The organism is Sphingomonas fucosidasi (assembly GCF_036663855.1).
Classification (GTDB): Bacteria; Pseudomonadota; Alphaproteobacteria; order Sphingomonadales; family Sphingomonadaceae; genus Sphingomonas; species Sphingomonas faeni_B.
The window spans coordinates 398,074-412,439 of sequence record NZ_JAXOJR010000003.1 but is presented as its reverse complement, the minus strand read 5'-3'; the positions used below and the strand labels follow the sequence as shown (position 1 = coordinate 412,439).

The following is a 14,366-nucleotide window of genomic DNA, read 5'->3' as shown; positions in this document are numbered from 1 at the left end:
TTGCCCAGCGCCGTATCGCCCCCGCCCACATCATCGCATGGTCGTTATGGCGACGAGCGCACCAAGCGGCCGCCCGCCACGCACATCTCAAATCAAGAATGCAACTGTAATGCTAGGCCACGTGGACAAAGGTTGATGCACGTCTGATCGCTTGTTCAAGGCTGTCTTTTGGAGTCATTGCGCGAGCGGATTGGGATGTTGGACGATAAGTGGGCTCTGATCGGCCCCCTCTTGCCGTCGGAGCGAGGACACGGCTGCCGACCCGCGGGAGACAACCGGCCCTATCTTGAAGGCATGGTGTGTACGGCGTGGACAGGCGCGCAATGGCGGCATTTGCAGCATGAATACGGTAAGTAGAGCAGCGTATTCCGGCGGTATCGTCGCTGGATCGTGACTGGCGTGTTCGAAGCCATGCTGGAGACCCCGGCCGCTGTCGTCGAGCGGGATATCAGCGCCGACATGTTCGACAGCACCGTAGTCCGTGCGCACCACTGCGCCGTCGGGCTAAACGTATGGCTCGCCCCGTCGGCAAGCGGTTTGTGTCTGATGTTCTGAGCAGTCTGCGAAAACGTATCCGGCCTTTCGACGCGAGGTCATTGGCCAAGATGGAGATCCGCGCGTCCTGGTCCTCACAAAGGGCCGGCATCGAGTGCCATTTTAAGCCATAGGGTTCCAGGTCACCGGTCGACTGTCAGGCCATCTTTCACTTACCTCCCGCAGACATCATCCAGCCGGTGCAAGGTGCATCGGCTGATCTCGTTCACGCCGCCTGTGCAGCTGGATCGTAGGTGCGCTCGTGTCGCAGCAGCGCCCACACGATGCGCGCCATCTTGGCTGCCAGCGCCACCACGACGGTCTTGTGATGGGAACGTGACAAAAGGCCGCGCAGCCAGGCGCCAAGTCGTGTGTCGCTCTTGCTTATCGTCGGCAGTGATGCGCGGGCACCCTGGATCAGGTTTTTCCGCAGATAGCGGCTTCCGCGCTTTGTGATGCCGAGCAACCGCGGTTTACCCCCGGTCGTCGCTTGACGGGGCACGAGCCCAAGCCAGGCGGCAATATCCCTGCCGCGTCCGAAAGTTCGAGCGTCGCCAACTGCAGCTACCAGCGCCGTCGCGTTTAGCGCGCCGATGCCAGGAATAGTCAGGAGGCGCCGCGTTCGCTCATCCGAGCGGGCAGCCTCGGTAAACTCGGCATTGAGATCTGCGATCCGGTCATCAAGGGCAATCCAGCGCAGACGCATATCGCTGACGAGCCGGTGGATACGAGACCCTAGCACTGGCTCGTCACCATCGAGCATCTCACCCAGCCGGACGGCAAGCTTTGCACGTCCTTGCGGGACTATGTAGCCGCGCTCCAGAAGGAGACTCCTGATATGGTTCATCAACGAGGTGCGATCACCGACAAGTTGGTCACGGATGCGATGCAGCGTTTGCATGTCGAGTTGCTCCTCGGTTTTCAACTCGACGAACCGCATGGTCGGCCGGGTTGCCGCTTCCGCGATCGCCTCAGCGTCGCGGTCGTCGTTGTTCTGCGCCTTAACGTATGGACGGACATATTCCGGCGACATCAGCCGAACGACATGGCCTTGTCGGGCCAGCGCCCGTCCCATGTGATGAGCTCCGCAGCAGGCCTCCATGGCCACGACGCAGGCCGGCAAGCCTCCGGCGTATGTGATGACCGTGTCGCGGCGCATCCGTCGACGGACGACGACCTTGCCGGTCACATCCAGCCCAACCACGCTGCAGCTGTTCTTGCCTAGATCAATTCCCAGAACCGATACGTCCATGACCTTCGCTCCTTCCTCAAACGAACTGCTGTCGTAGGATGACAACGATTCGGATAAGGGGCGAGCCATCCATAAAGGGGGATCAGGAACGCGACGGGCTCACCCCTTCGCGAGGCGGCTTTAAGACCAAACTGCACGCCCGCTGTGATGGTCAGCGGCGACCGCCATGTTTCATCCTGATGCCGGGCCAGGCTCACGACTAGAAGGGGTTCGGGCCCTTGTTCTGGATGCTGGCAGACCAAATCGAGGCTCTGCTTGCCGATAAGGGCTATGATGCCGATGCCATCCGCCAGGAGCTCGCCATGGCGGATGTCGAGGCGGTCATTCCACCCAAAGTAGCCGCCTCATACCGATCCCGCATAATCGCGAGAAATTCGTTGGCGCAATCTCGTCGAGCGCTTGTTCAGCAAGCTCAAGAACTGGCGCCGTTTCGCTACGTGCTATGACAAGACCGCAGAGTCCTATCTCAGCTTCCTCGCGCTCGCATCATTTACGCTGTGGCTACCATTTGTCCACGTGGCCTAGTCGGAACATTTAGTCCGGCGGCTGCATAGGCTGCATCCACATCGTGAGATCTACGGTCGGGACGAAGCTCATCGAGCAACTCGCGGATAGTCGATGTATTCAAACCGTTGTGAAGCAGCTACTTGACGACGCTCCTGGAAGTTGTCGCGCGCGAGCGCGGTTCGCCCAGCATCTGGCGTTTCCTTGTCTGCACCTCGCTCGTCCCGAACCCGCGCCAGCACCGCGGATGCACCAGCACAACTGATGTCATGCCGGATTCGGCCGCCGGTCTGCGGGTGCAGTCTAGCCTGCCTCCGTGGCAACTTCTGCCTTTCGATCAGACGGAAAGTCATCAATCGTGCGGACCTACCTAATATATTCCCGGTAGAACGCTTGCGCGCGCGATACCCAATGCCGATTAGAGCCAGATGAACCTGATCATCTTCTACCGTAAGGATGTCCTCGGCATCTCCTTGCAAGCCCATTGGCTTGCGAACCGAAGCCGGCAGGATCATGTGGATGTTACTGAGACCTTCACGTCCATGGTCTGCGTTGCCACGACAGCGCTCCTTGTCAAGATCATGTGTCGCCTCCACGCTACCACGACTGACATGGCTCAAAGCGTTCTCGGACATCAAGCCGAATCGGCCGCACAGATGATGACCATACTGATATACCCTGAGTGAGAAGGCGGTTTGGAACACAAATCTTGTTCAAACAGGGTCGGTGACATCGAAATTGAACGCCTCATTCAGGAGGTCTAGACCCTGCTTGAACGCATTAGGGGATTCGTCTTGCTTACCCGCGTGGATCGCTGAGTCAGCCTGTGTCCTTTAGAGGGAAATTAAGGGATTAGTAGTCGATGACATGGGCGTCGGCACGCTTTGCCTGTTTGACGCCTGGTTCGCGGCTGCCATCAGATTAATGTCAGTAAGATCGCGGCAATCGATCCACCATTTGGCGTCAGTGACCCAAAGGCATGCGTTACAGTCGGCGTTGCTGCTTGGGTTGGTTAGCGCTGCGAGCCGCTTGGTCCTGATTGTCGACGCCCAGCTAATTTGCCGATCGGTACCGGTTAGCGGTGGAAGATCAAGATGAGAGATAGCGGCGTTGCTCAACGCGGCTGCAGCGGCTTCCTCTGCTCGCTTCTCCGCAACGAAGCAATCTCGACAGGTCGTCGTCTTCAGCCAATTGGCCTTGCGTTCCTGCTGGCTGTCGTAGCCTGTGAGATAATGGTCCTGCTCATGACCGCAGGCGTGAATGATCCGCTGTTCCATGGCCGGGGTGATGGCTGTTCGTGGTTTGTGCGCAACGGCAATGAGTCAGGTTGACTCAGAATTGCGCCTAGTGGCTGACGACCGAGCCAAAGGCATCTTTGACCGGCTAAGCTGGCGCGACGCCGTCAGCATTTACCAGACCCGGGCCAACCAATGTGCCGATAAGCCGGACGCGCTTTTCTACCAGATCGACGGGGGTACGGTTCAGTTCCAGTTCGAAGCGCCCAACGATATCGCGACGAAGATAGAACGCCCCGCCATTGCGGAGCAGCGTGCCTATCTCGTGGCTCGGGTGCCAATCGCTACCATCGCTGCGTCGTTAATCCATCATGATCGTGTAAAGCTGCGGGCGATCCTGCGCGTAACCGATGTGCTTCGCTGGGCCTCAGCATTCTGCTGATCCGATCCCGAGGGGCCTTCAAAGGCTGATATTACGTTGCGCCATTTCACCGAACGCCATATCCCCGACTGGTGGACGAGGTTCGGCTTTGAAGATATCAGCCAAATCAAGCAGATCCTCGTTGGAAAGGTTCGCGATTGAGGCTTCGATCTCGGCAAGGCGCTGCACCGCGTGATCGCCTTGATGTGCGACCCGCTTCATTCTTGTCTTGAGCATGTGGCCTTCTACCACATACGTCGTGGGGGCGGCAGGGGAATTAACGGCCGGTGGCCGAGGTCATCCAGTTAAAATGCGGGCTATCTGCAGGTGGAAGCGCTCCAATGGAGAACCGCACCGCGGTCTGGCAGATGTCGTAGCGGCAGGAACGTACAGCTTTGACAGTAAACCGCGTAACCAAAGTGCATGCGGACTGTCCGCATTTAGGGTAAAACTGGTGGAAAGCGGCCTGTCTGCTTTTGGGCGGCGATCGCGGTGACCCGCCGCCTGTTCAGGTAATGAGGCAGGCGGCTCAAGCCGTCTACCAATGGAGGTAGTTGGACGATTTCGACGGTGGTACCAGCGCTTTCCCAGTGCATGTCGTGAAGTGACGCTCTACGGACTAGCGGGTCATCCGGTAAGTCTCGTCTGGCACCTGCTTCCGATGGCCCCAGTCGATGAACCGAATGCGACCTTCGTTTTTCAGCGCAGCCGCTATGCGCCCCAATCGCACTTTACGGATGCCGAACTTCGCTAGCACTTGTGGCCACAGATCACCGTAGGTGATGGTTAGTGGATCGGCAGGTACGCCATCAAGAAGTGCGGCATGGGCAGATGACTCCTGCTCCGCGATCCATCTTCCGGCAAACTCGTTGCCTGTCACGACACTGCCGAACATGTCGGTTGTGCCGAACAGATCGTCACGCCTTGCGGTCTGTAGATCCGCTCGGACCTTATCCTGCTCCTTTAGAGTCGCATGCTGGCAGTCGCGGAAGACTTCGATTCCCTTAGTGCTCCGCGTCGCGTAGATCAGTGAGTAGTAGGTACGATCCTTGGTTGGGAACAGGACCGGCGTCTCCATGACGTACGGATAGCCTCCTAGCCGTGCGATCGTGGCGTTGATCGCAGAGACCAATACCCGCTTCCTCGCCTCAGGCACCGTCTCGCCTTTCATCACCTCAAGATCGTCGAGGCTGCGCTTCCAGTCCGTCTCCGGCATAAGCGCCTTCAGGCCGTCTTGGATGGCGGCGTTCGGCATGGAAGCCGACCAGTTAATCATCGTGAACATGAAGTTGAACACGACTTCGCAGTTCGCTCGTCGAAGGAGAGGCGCCACAGCCTTCATGTCGATCTTCCAACCCTTCGGGTCCATCAGAACGAACGAGAAGGCGTCCGTGGGGATCGCATCGATAAGGTCAGGCACCGTCTTCACGAAGTCGTCGTTAAACGTCTTGATTGTGATGTCGGGGTATCGCGGAATGATCTCCTGCAATCGGGCGTATGCGTCAGCATCCTTTTCCACGAGCAGAGCGGTCATCGTGCGATCTCCGCGGCCGAGTCTGGCCCATGCCTGCTTCGCTGCCCGGAGGGCCTCCAATGCTATGCCGAACGATGTGTCCTCGAACTTCTCGCCCTGATCTTTCCAAGGACCCGAGAACCCATCGACGTAGACGACGTCCCTTCGACTCGCGACCTTGAACACGAGTTGCTCGACATATTCGGCGAGGAAGTGATGCTTAACGTAGGCCTGCTCGCGACCGACGTAGTTCGCGCGGTCGGGTCGCATCAGGCGGCTCGCGATGCCACTGCTACAGGCAGCTCGTTCCATTCACGACCATCGAGATCGCGTCCGCCCGTCTTGGGCCGGATGCCGCCCCACTGCTTGAAGAAGAACGCCACGTTTTGCTCGGCGCACTGGTCACGGATCTCCCGTGCCCAGTCGATCATCATCGGCCTGGCACCGGGCCCGCTCTCCCCGCCAGCGATCACCCAGTGGATGTCGGTCAGGTCGACCGGTCCGACGGCTCCGATCAGCGGCTCGACGGAGAGGAAACGGACCGCCGCCGGTGCCTGACGGAGATGCGCTATGCGGGCGGCGGAGCGGCTGTCCTCGACCGAGACACCCAGCCAGATGTGCGCGGGTGGTGCGATGGTGTGATATCGGCGCTTCAGGTAGTCTCCCATAAGGGAACTGCGCTTGGTCAGCACCTGGAAGACGTGCCAGTCCGCCTTCTCCATCGTATCGAAGACTTGGTCGATGAAGTTGCGCGGCACCTCCTTATGGAACAGGTCGCTCATCGAGTTAACGAAAATCATCCGCGATCGCTTCCAGACGAGCGGTTGCCCAATCCGCTCGGGCCGCAGCGTCAGATCGAATCCGTTCTCGAACGGGTGGCCGGGGATGCCGCGCCAGCGCTCCGAGAAGCGGGCGGCGTAGCAATTGTCGCAGCCGGCCGTGATTTTCGTGCACCCGGTGACCGGATTCCACGTCGCATCCGTCCATTCGATCGCACTGCCATCGGCCATTGTTCACGCGCCCTTGGAACGAACCGCGAACCTGCCATATCGCGAGTCTCGGCGCAACGAGTTTGCACGACGATGGTCGGCAAGGGCGAGCGACATCGCTCTCTCTGGGCTGGACACAGGTCGTAAATGGCACCCATATTGTCCGTAGCGGTGACAGGGTGCCGCGGAGGCAACACTCCATGGCGGGAAATACGGGATACGACTGGATAGTCGGTGGCGATTTGCCCGAACTCGGGTTGCACAGTGCGGCCAAGCACGAGATCTTCGATGCGTACATCGGCGCGTACATCCGCACCTTGACCAAGAGCCATCTGACACGCGAACTCAACCTGACGATCGTCGACGGTTTTTGCGGCGGAGGGCGCTATGTTATGGACGGCACCCAGGTCGATGGATCGCCGTTGCGAATGCTGGCCTCGGTGGAGAGAGCACAGGCCGAGGTCGAGGCCGCGCGCGCGCGCGGCGTAAGAATCAAGGCAGACTTCGTCTTCGTAGACGCCAATCGCAACCACATCGATTTCCTGCGCGACCTGCTCGAGCGTCAGGGACATGGCGCCCGCATTGGCCGCGACATCCACATCGTCAAGTCAAAGTTCGAGGAGGCCGCCGATGGCGTGATTTCGCGCATCCAGGCGAAGGGGCGTGCGCACCGCTCGCTCTTCTTCCTCGACCAATATGGTTGGAGCGCCGTGACCTTCGCGACGATCCGGCGGATCATGGGATCTCTACAGAATCCGGAGGTGGTCCTAACATTCATGGTAGACCATCTGGTCAATCTGCTGAACGACCGGATGATCGACACGGCCGGACTCGCCGCCATCGATCTGGATCGCTCGGATGTCAGGGACATGCTGCAGATGAAGCAGATGCGTGGCTGGAAGAGATACATCCAGAATACACTCTATGAGCACATTCAGCGGAATACGGGCGCGGACTACTACACGCCCTTCTTCATCCATCCTGAAGGTGGATCGAATCGCGACTATTGGCTCCTGCATCTCTCAAAGCATCATCAGGCTCGCGAGGAGATGGGCAAAATCCACTGGTCGAAGGAGAACACGTTCGAGCACTTTGGGCGTGCTGGCTTCAATGCGCTCGGCTTCAATCCCGGCGAGGACGTACGCAAGGATATGCTCGATTTCGGATTCAACGACAACGCCCGGACCCGGTCCGAGATGACTGTGGTCGATCAACTGGCCCGCATGCTTCATGATCGCGCCCTCGCAGGCAAAGGCGCCCTAACGAAGAAGGAGCTGTTCGCGTCTCACTGCAACGAGGCGCCGGTGATCGGCGACATCGTCGACGCCGCTCTTGTCGAGCTTCGTGGTGCCAAGGACGTGGTCATCACCGCTCCGGACGGAGCGCTACGACGCTCGGTCAAGAATTTCACATGGGATGATCAGATCAGGCTCTCGCGCGAGCCAGGGCTGTTCTCGGTATTTGATCAGCGTGCCGCCTGAACCAGATTGGCGGAAATCGTTCTGCTTTGAAGCTAAGGCTTGTTTTGGTAAATTCGGTCAATCGGCCGCTTCTTCCAGGTTCGGCCCTGGGCGTAGCGATCGACCGGGGGCTTGGCACGATCCGCGCGGGGTCCTAGAAAAGGTCTCAACGCGTTTCGTGCGTAATTCGACGATCTTTTTATCTATAGTGGTGAGCGCTATCAGAAACCTTACTCGCATTCCAAGTTTATGGAAACCTAGCAGGAAGTAAATTGCCGCCTTGGGGCGGCGAATTGGCTTTACGCTCGTGCAGCTGCGCCCCCCCCCAATACCGGTCGTTCAAGCGCAACGTTCGGCTCTCAGAAAGCAGACGTTATGATTATGATCGTGCCCGATGGGGAAGGGTGTTGGGTCACTGCGCAAATGAATCGATTCACTCTCATTTGAGCGCTATATCAACGGCCTCTTCTACGAGATCCGGTGTCGCTTTGAACCATTCCGTCGCACTGAAGGTTCGTCCGTCCGGCCCAGTGACTCTCAGCGCGACGTGGTGGGATTGAAGTACGCGATGGATGCGCTTTTCGGCCTCCTTTGCCGAGTGCCCACTCAATTCGTAGGTTGCTAGAATTTCCACCGCCGCGAAGAGAAACGTCGACTGCGTTTCAGCACGCGCGATGCGGTCTTCCACGGCGCCCGACGTCGTGCCAACCTTCAACAGACCCCGTACTTCGGGTTTATCGGACCGAGAGCGCAGCACATACACAAACCCGGTTCGAGTGCCCTCGAACAAAGGACCCACATCGGCCGTCCCGATTCGACGAGCATCCTTGTCCTCGTAGAGCCGCCGAACGAGCGACGACATTAATAGATTCGACTCCGTGCCGTTGTCGAAGATGACGCGCAAGCGTGCATCTGGTTTGCCATTGCGTCGATGTTCGTCGCGAAGGTCGGCAACATGAACGAGCTGCCCTTTCAAAACGAAGAATTCGCCCAACTCGACCCGCTCCTGCCGAAAGGGCTGAGGTCTCCGTCTTTCTCCCTCAACGTCCTTCCTAACGTGCTCGAACAGCGGGTCAAAGCGTTCGAAGTCCGGGCACGGGCGCCGGTCGGCCACGAAATCCGGGCGCGCCGTCGACTTCAGTTCGTCACGAACCTCAAAAATGTCCAGGCCGGCCGAAAGCAGCGGATCGTCTAGAGGATCGGCATCGCTCGCCACACCAAACACGAGGTTACGGGTATCGTAGGATGCGAGACCACCCAGGTCCGCCTTCGATGCTCTCAGCCCGGCAAGCTCGTTCGCAAGCATGCGCTCGCGCACGCTTCGGCCTGGCTCCGACACCGGCTCGGAATCCGTCTCGTCAACGAAACCGTTGATGCGTTCAAGTATCTCAACCGCACGAACGAGAAGCGGCGTCGGCGCCGCTTTCGGCTTCTCGTCCGCCGTCAGGAGAAGCTCGTCATTGAAGTAGTCGATCGCTTCAGGCATCGACCTGCCCTTCATCCGCGCCCGCCATGGCAGCCCGCTTCTCTCGCGAAAGCTTGCGCAGGAACGCCAGCGCCTCAGCCAGACGTACCTCCCGGCCATTCGGGGAGTTTAAATTGGGCTCGCGGCTTTCGCGCTCAATATATTCCTTGATTCGCGGATAGAGCTTTTCCGCTTCTTCCCGCGTCATGCTGACCTTTAGGGCGCGAACCTCGCCATGAAGCCGGGCAAGCAACTCCTCCGAAAGCTCTTTGGACAGCAGCTCGTAGGCGTCGTCGAAATCGCGGCGGCCGCCAAGGAGATCAACCTGCAACTCCTGCACATTGATGAACCGCCGCGCCTGCTGCACGAAGCGATCGCCGGCGTTTGGGCCGGTTGCCGTTCGTTCGCCGCCCACTTCTTCCCGCCCCGAAAACAAAGATTGCTCGTCTTCAGACATACTAGGCGTCTGAATGATACTCGGGTCTTTGGCGACCTCACGGCCTAGCTCGGCGCGCACGCCAAACAGGCCAACGGCGTCTCGAACTTGCTCTTCGGAGAAGCCGGGGTAACGCCGCTTGATCACATCCGTGACGACGAGGTCGTACATCACGTCGGTATGATGATCATCGGGATTGATCATCACCGTTAGCGTGCGCGAGTCGTTCTGCACATCGGCAAATAGGTCGTTGAAGTCGGTCTCGATCGCTTCGACAGCCTTCTCGTCGATTTCGGGCATGCCGACGATCTCAATTTCGCCCGCGTTGGTTACGGGCTCTGATTTAGACTTTTCGCCCTGCGAGCCGTCGAACTCATCTGCGCCCTTGTGAGTGCGGAATTTGAAGACGGGCGCCATCACCTGTTCCATCAGGAGGGACACTGAAATCGCCTTGAGCATATCGTTGACGGCGCGGCTTACCGCTTCGTCCTTGGCGAAAGGGGCTGATACAAGATTGGTGAACTGCGCTTCCGTCTTGCCTGGCGCGTCGCGTGTCGCTCTCCCGATGATCTGCACGACCTCGGTGAGCGAGCCTCGGTAGCCTACCGTAAGAACATGCTCGCACCAGATCCAATCGAAGCCTTCCTTGGCCATGCCAAGTGCGATGATGATGTCGACGTCGTTGCGGTCCTTCACTGCGCGCAAGGATGCCAGCACCTTCTCGCGATCGGCGCTATCGTCCACAAGGTTAGCGATTCTGAGCGTGCGATGACCAACCGTGAGGTGAACAAAACCCGTCGTGCGATCGACGCTCGTCTTGGGGTTCTGGCCCAGGCGGTCGCCGATCGCATCCACGATCGCGTCTACCGCGAACATCTTATTCACTCCGCTGCCCTCAGCGGAGCCGACATGCGGAATGTGCACGATGGTCTTGCGACTTGGATCGAGAGCTTCGCCGATCGCGTCGAGATACCTTCCCTGGTAAAAGCGGAAGTTGATACGCAGCGTCTTGAGATACTCGTAGCCATTGAGCTGCTCGTAATAGGTGTAGATCACCTTCTCGAAGCGCGCCTCGTCCTGCGGGTGCAGCACCGCCGTGCCGTCGCCGCGAAAGTAGGAGCCAGTCATGGCGAGGATATGCGCCGCATTGTGCCCTTCTTCCCCTGCACGGTCGATCAGCCCGCGCAAGAGATTACCCAGGCGGCTGTTCTCGTCGGAAGACGCGTGATGCAACTCGTCCACGCAGACTAGCGCGCGATCGAAGAGGGCCACATCGTTCGTCTTGGCATATGCAGCACGCAAAGTTGAGTGAGTGCACAACGCCGTCCGGCCACCGCCACCGCCACCGCCCTGGAGGAATCCTATGAGTTCATCCACCTTACCCCCGGTTTCTGAGCCGACGGAGCAGAGATCAAGATCAAGCTGCCAGTTCGAGTGAAAATTGCCCGTTGTAAGATCCGTATCCCGGAACGATGCGCCAATGGAGCGCTCCGGCACCGCGACCACCACGCGGTCGACAGCACCGGTGCGCAGCCTCTCAAGTCCGATAAACATGGCCGCGCGCGATTTGCCCGAGGCGGGCGGCGACTTTACTAGCAGATGTTGCGCATCCCGCTTGTCCCAAACGCGGGCCTGCATAGCCCGCATGCCGAGATTATTAATCGCCTTGGACGCGCCCGTTCCGTCGTAGTTGAGCGTAATCGAGCCAAGCCCATTCTCAACTGCCTTACTCATGCGTTCGCCCTTTTCTGCGCGGTGGTAGGCGCTCGTTCTCCGGCGGCCATTCGTTCGTAAAGTTGCAGCATATGTTCGATCCTGTCGGCATCGGAGCGATAGCGGCGCGAACCGAAGATGGTTTCCATTGTCGCATCCAGCTCTTCATGGGCGCGGCGAAGGGTGCGCGGCATGGCGGCGGGGACGTATAGTTCGCCAAGTGATTGACCAAACCCCGCCTCCTTGCGGGCGAGATCGATCGTCCACCAGTGCTCTTCCAGGTCGGCCTTGCGGCGTTCCGAAAGGGAGGGCAGGGGAAAGGTGTTCCAGACGAGGGTGTTCACATATGATGGATCTTCTTTTAGTCGTCCGCCAACTCCTTCGAGCCAAAGCCGGTGGAGACGTGAGGAAAGCACGCCGGCCTGCCAAATAGTACCATCAAAAATTCCAAACAGACGATCATGGGTAATCGCATCCGCGCTCATCACGTCTACCGGAAGCCAAATGCGGTTGAGTGATGAAACTCGTGGCACCATAATCGTATGCGATGTCGCTGCGCCTGCGCGTTGGAGAAAGCGATGAGGTCGATCCGCGAACGCTTTCGAAACGTCCGATGCTTTCTCCTTCGAACGATCACGTGTAACAGCTTCGAAGCGCCTTGCGATCTCGGGAATGGCTTTTGCCTCATCGACTTCGTCGTCTCCAACCCAAAGGCAATATCGCTCGATGCCCTTCATTAGTTCTTGAGAGCCGTAGAGCCTACGTAGGAAGCGGTTTGCTTTATGATGCGTGGAAAGCAGTGCGTCCCGTTCATTGCGGTCGAGGAGCAAGTTACCGCCGTCGGTCGGTTTGTTACCGAACACCATCGGTTCGAGGTCGGGTGCGAGTGGCTTGCTCGCCTTCGCAACTATTACCGTGGTGCCAGGCGCAAGATAGGGACCGATCACCTCCACGTCTCGGACAGTGTCGCCGTCGAACAAGCGCTTGGATGGCGTGGTCACGGAGCGGCTCGCGCTGCCAAGAGAACCGAGGTCGTCAATCAAGTCGTAGCGGCGATCGGGCGCGGCCTCCGTCCTCTCGACTTTCAGCCCCATGCCGACGATCACGCAGGTCACGCCCGCATTGTGGGCGGCAAGGTTCGACCACTTGAACGAACGGTGGGCAAAGCGAATTTCCAGGCCATCCATAAGATGCGGCCAAAGCTCCGGCACCTGGACACCCTGCACAATGGAGTTTGTGGATACGAAGGCGAAAGGCGCGCCGGTTGCCAGCGCGTAATCCCGTGCTTTAGCGAACCAGAGACTGACGTAGTCGAGATTGCCCCAGTTCTTGACACGCCCTTTGAACACGCGCGCCATGTCGGCCTTCTGCCCTGGTGACCAATAGGATGAACCCCGGAACTGCGGGTTCCCGACCACGACTGTCTCCGCCCCGTCTTCGGCGGGGCAGACGGCCAGCCAATCCACCTCCGCCGCGTTGCCTCTTTCGATCACACCGGCCTTTTGGAGCGGCAGGAAGTCGGTATGTTGGCCAAGATCCAGTTCCAGCTGCTGGTCGCACTGGTACTTGGCGATCCATAGGCCTAACCGCGCCGCTTGGCAGGCAAAGTCGTCGATCTCGATCCCGAAAAACTGCTTTAACGCGATGCCTGACAAGCGTGGTGCGGCCAAGCGGCGCATGGCCTCCATCTCGAGCGCCCGCATCTCCTTGTAGGCGAGGATCAGGAAATTGCCCGAGCCGCAAGCCGGATCGAACACGCGGATGCGGCTAAGACGCTGAAGAAAGGCGCTCAGTCGACCCCTGTTCGCCCCCGCCCGCTCCAGCTCCGCATGGAGCTGGTCGAGAAGGATCGGCTCCAACACCTTCATGATGTTCGAGGGCGAGGTGTAGTGCATCCCCAGTTCGCCGCGCTTCTCGACGTCGACGACCGCCTGAAGCATGGAGCCGAAAATATCGGGATTGATGAGCTTCCAGTTTAGCCCGGCGCAGTCGAGGAGCAATTTACGGCAGCGCCCATCGAGCGCTGGCATGTCCACATTTTCCTCAAAAAGGGAGCCGTTGACATATTTCAGCCTCGACCAGGGGCGGGTCTCAGATGATCGACGCTTCGGCGGCGTGTCCATATGGTCGAAGGCGTTCTGAAGGAACTCGGACAGATCGCTGCCGTCCACGTTGGAAAGGCGAACAGCCGCCTCGAATACATCCTTTTCAAAAATGCCAACGTCGTCTGAGAACAGACAGAACAGCACGCGTGCCATGAAGATGTTAAGCGCATGCCGGTCGACGTCTCTCGTCCAAGCCGGATTCGCGTCACGCACCGCATCGTGGAAGCGCGAGATGAATCGTGTAGCCCGCACGTCGGCCATGCGCTCTTTCTTCGGAACATAGCGTTCGTGACCGCCGAGCGGGAAGAACACGTCGCCCTCCAGTGAGAGCATATCGAGACCTACACGCAGCGGCTCTTCGTCAAAGCGCGGGCTCGTGTCGTAGGCAGAGATCCGTTCGCCGTCATAGGCGAGTAGTATGCGGGGACGGCGCCCCTTCGGCGACGTCTCGACTTCGGCTCGCATTCGATCCAGCGTCGCGTCAGCCATTCCCGGTTCGCTCGTCTCAAAGCGCAGCATCCTGGTCCAGGTGAATGCACCGCCTTTCGCTGTGTCACGCAGTTTCGTGATCGTGGCGCGCGGGGCTCCCACCGCTTCCATCAACGCCAAGCCGAACGCGCCCCCTGCCGGGGGCTCAGCGGCAAGGTTATCTAGATTAGAATAGATTTCCCCCGGGGTCAGCATGGCGCACGATCAAGCTTGTGAAGACGAAAAACCATATTCTACCAAATCCACCTGC

14 protein-coding genes are annotated in these 14,366 nt (G+C 59.0%); 5 read left to right on the top strand and 9 right to left on the bottom strand.

The window, feature by feature from the left end:
- The first annotated feature begins 195 nt into the window (after positions 1–195).
- Positions 196–357 (top strand): transposase, encoded by a 162-nt coding sequence (locus U1737_RS20700; RefSeq protein ID WP_443027099.1) that lies wholly within the window; start codon positions 196–198, stop codon positions 355–357.
- A 42-nt stretch (positions 358–399) separates the two neighbouring features.
- Positions 400–555, top strand: a complete 156-nt coding sequence (locus U1737_RS08360) for a hypothetical protein (protein ID WP_332796384.1) — start codon at positions 400–402, stop codon at positions 553–555.
- 205 nt (positions 556–760) lie between these two features.
- Here U1737_RS08360 and U1737_RS08355 read toward each other — a convergent pair whose 3' ends face one another.
- Complete coding sequence (locus U1737_RS08355; RefSeq protein WP_332796383.1) at positions 761–1,786, bottom strand: IS110 family RNA-guided transposase; 1,026 nt, start codon at positions 1,784–1,786, stop codon at positions 761–763.
- A gap of 218 nt (positions 1,787–2,004) precedes the next feature.
- Between U1737_RS08355 and U1737_RS08350 the strand changes: the two genes are divergently transcribed.
- A complete protein-coding gene (locus U1737_RS08350; protein ID WP_332796382.1) occupies positions 2,005–2,232 on the top strand; it encodes a hypothetical protein in 228 nt (75 codons plus the stop codon).
- Between the two features lie 147 nt (positions 2,233–2,379).
- On the opposite strand, the gene U1737_RS08345 is transcribed toward U1737_RS08350, so the two are convergent.
- Both U1737_RS08345 and U1737_RS08340 read right to left on the bottom strand, forming a co-directional pair.
- Complete coding sequence (locus U1737_RS08345) at positions 2,380–2,925, bottom strand: hypothetical protein (RefSeq protein WP_332796381.1); 546 nt, start codon at positions 2,923–2,925, stop codon at positions 2,380–2,382.
- Between the two features lie 198 nt (positions 2,926–3,123).
- Positions 3,124–3,567, bottom strand: coding sequence for a hypothetical protein (locus U1737_RS08340; RefSeq protein ID WP_332796380.1), 444 nt, complete (start codon positions 3,565–3,567; stop codon positions 3,124–3,126).
- On the opposite strand from U1737_RS08340, the gene U1737_RS20695 reads away from it, so the two are divergent.
- Positions 3,566–3,967: a hypothetical protein gene (locus U1737_RS20695; protein WP_443027098.1), complete on the top strand. Its 402-nt coding sequence runs from the start codon at positions 3,566–3,568 to the stop codon at positions 3,965–3,967. The two genes, U1737_RS08340 and U1737_RS20695, sit on opposite strands and share 2 nt — an antisense overlap.
- An 18-nt stretch (positions 3,968–3,985) precedes the next feature.
- On the opposite strand, the gene U1737_RS08330 is transcribed toward U1737_RS20695, so the two are convergent.
- The 3 genes from U1737_RS08330 to U1737_RS08320 form a co-directional block, all read right to left on the bottom strand.
- The gene (locus U1737_RS08330) at positions 3,986–4,168 is read right to left on the bottom strand and encodes a hypothetical protein (protein ID WP_332796379.1); all 183 of its coding nucleotides are present in this window, start codon (positions 4,166–4,168) and stop codon (positions 3,986–3,988) included.
- 397 nt (positions 4,169–4,565) lie between these two features.
- Positions 4,566–5,729: a three-Cys-motif partner protein TcmP gene (gene tcmP, locus U1737_RS08325; protein WP_332796378.1), complete on the bottom strand. Its 1,164-nt coding sequence runs from the start codon at positions 5,727–5,729 to the stop codon at positions 4,566–4,568.
- Complete coding sequence (locus tag U1737_RS08320) at positions 5,729–6,469, bottom strand: DUF5131 family protein (RefSeq protein ID WP_332796377.1); 741 nt, start codon at positions 6,467–6,469, stop codon at positions 5,729–5,731. The genes tcmP and U1737_RS08320 overlap by 1 nt, the downstream gene beginning before the upstream one ends.
- 179 nt (positions 6,470–6,648) lie before the next feature.
- Between U1737_RS08320 and U1737_RS08315 the strand changes: the two genes are divergently transcribed.
- A complete protein-coding gene (locus U1737_RS08315) occupies positions 6,649–7,929 on the top strand; it encodes a three-Cys-motif partner protein TcmP (protein ID WP_332796376.1) in 1,281 nt (426 codons plus the stop codon).
- 418 nt (positions 7,930–8,347) lie between these two features.
- On the opposite strand, the gene U1737_RS08310 is transcribed toward U1737_RS08315, so the two are convergent.
- From U1737_RS08310 to U1737_RS08300, 3 genes are read right to left on the bottom strand one after another with little or no spacing between them, the layout of a single operon-like run.
- Complete coding sequence (locus U1737_RS08310; RefSeq protein WP_332796375.1) at positions 8,348–9,394, bottom strand: GIY-YIG nuclease family protein; 1,047 nt, start codon at positions 9,392–9,394, stop codon at positions 8,348–8,350.
- Positions 9,387–11,543, bottom strand: a complete 2,157-nt coding sequence (locus U1737_RS08305) for a DEAD/DEAH box helicase (RefSeq protein WP_332796374.1) — start codon at positions 11,541–11,543, stop codon at positions 9,387–9,389. Before U1737_RS08305 ends, U1737_RS08310 begins: the two co-directional genes overlap by 8 nt.
- The gene (locus U1737_RS08300; RefSeq protein ID WP_332796373.1) at positions 11,540–14,311 is read right to left on the bottom strand and encodes a DNA methyltransferase; all 2,772 of its coding nucleotides are present in this window, start codon (positions 14,309–14,311) and stop codon (positions 11,540–11,542) included. The genes U1737_RS08305 and U1737_RS08300 overlap by 4 nt, the downstream gene beginning before the upstream one ends.
- Positions 14,312–14,366: the final 55 nt, after the last annotated feature.

Coding starts and splice junctions, on each gene's coding strand:
- U1737_RS20700 (WP_443027099.1), top strand. CDS start 196: ATGTTGGACGATAAGTGGGCTCTGATCGGCCCCCTCTTGCCGTCGGAG.
- U1737_RS08355 (WP_332796383.1), bottom strand. CDS start 1,786: ATGGACGTATCGGTTCTGGGAATTGATCTAGGCAAGAACAGCTGCAGC.
- U1737_RS08345 (WP_332796381.1), bottom strand. CDS start 2,925: ATGTCCGAGAACGCTTTGAGCCATGTCAGTCGTGGTAGCGTGGAGGCG.
- U1737_RS20695 (WP_443027098.1), top strand. CDS start 3,566: ATGGCCGGGGTGATGGCTGTTCGTGGTTTGTGCGCAACGGCAATGAGT.
- U1737_RS08340 (WP_332796380.1), bottom strand. CDS start 3,567: ATGGAACAGCGGATCATTCACGCCTGCGGTCATGAGCAGGACCATTAT.
- U1737_RS08330 (WP_332796379.1), bottom strand. CDS start 4,168: ATGAAGCGGGTCGCACATCAAGGCGATCACGCGGTGCAGCGCCTTGCC.
- tcmP (WP_332796378.1), bottom strand. CDS start 5,729: ATGCGACCCGACCGCGCGAACTACGTCGGTCGCGAGCAGGCCTACGTT.
- U1737_RS08320 (WP_332796377.1), bottom strand. CDS start 6,469: ATGGCCGATGGCAGTGCGATCGAATGGACGGATGCGACGTGGAATCCG.
- U1737_RS08315 (WP_332796376.1), top strand. CDS start 6,649: ATGGCGGGAAATACGGGATACGACTGGATAGTCGGTGGCGATTTGCCC.
- U1737_RS08310 (WP_332796375.1), bottom strand. CDS start 9,394: ATGCCTGAAGCGATCGACTACTTCAATGACGAGCTTCTCCTGACGGCG.
- U1737_RS08305 (WP_332796374.1), bottom strand. CDS start 11,543: ATGAGTAAGGCAGTTGAGAATGGGCTTGGCTCGATTACGCTCAACTAC.
- U1737_RS08300 (WP_332796373.1), bottom strand. CDS start 14,311: ATGCTGACCCCGGGGGAAATCTATTCTAATCTAGATAACCTTGCCGCT.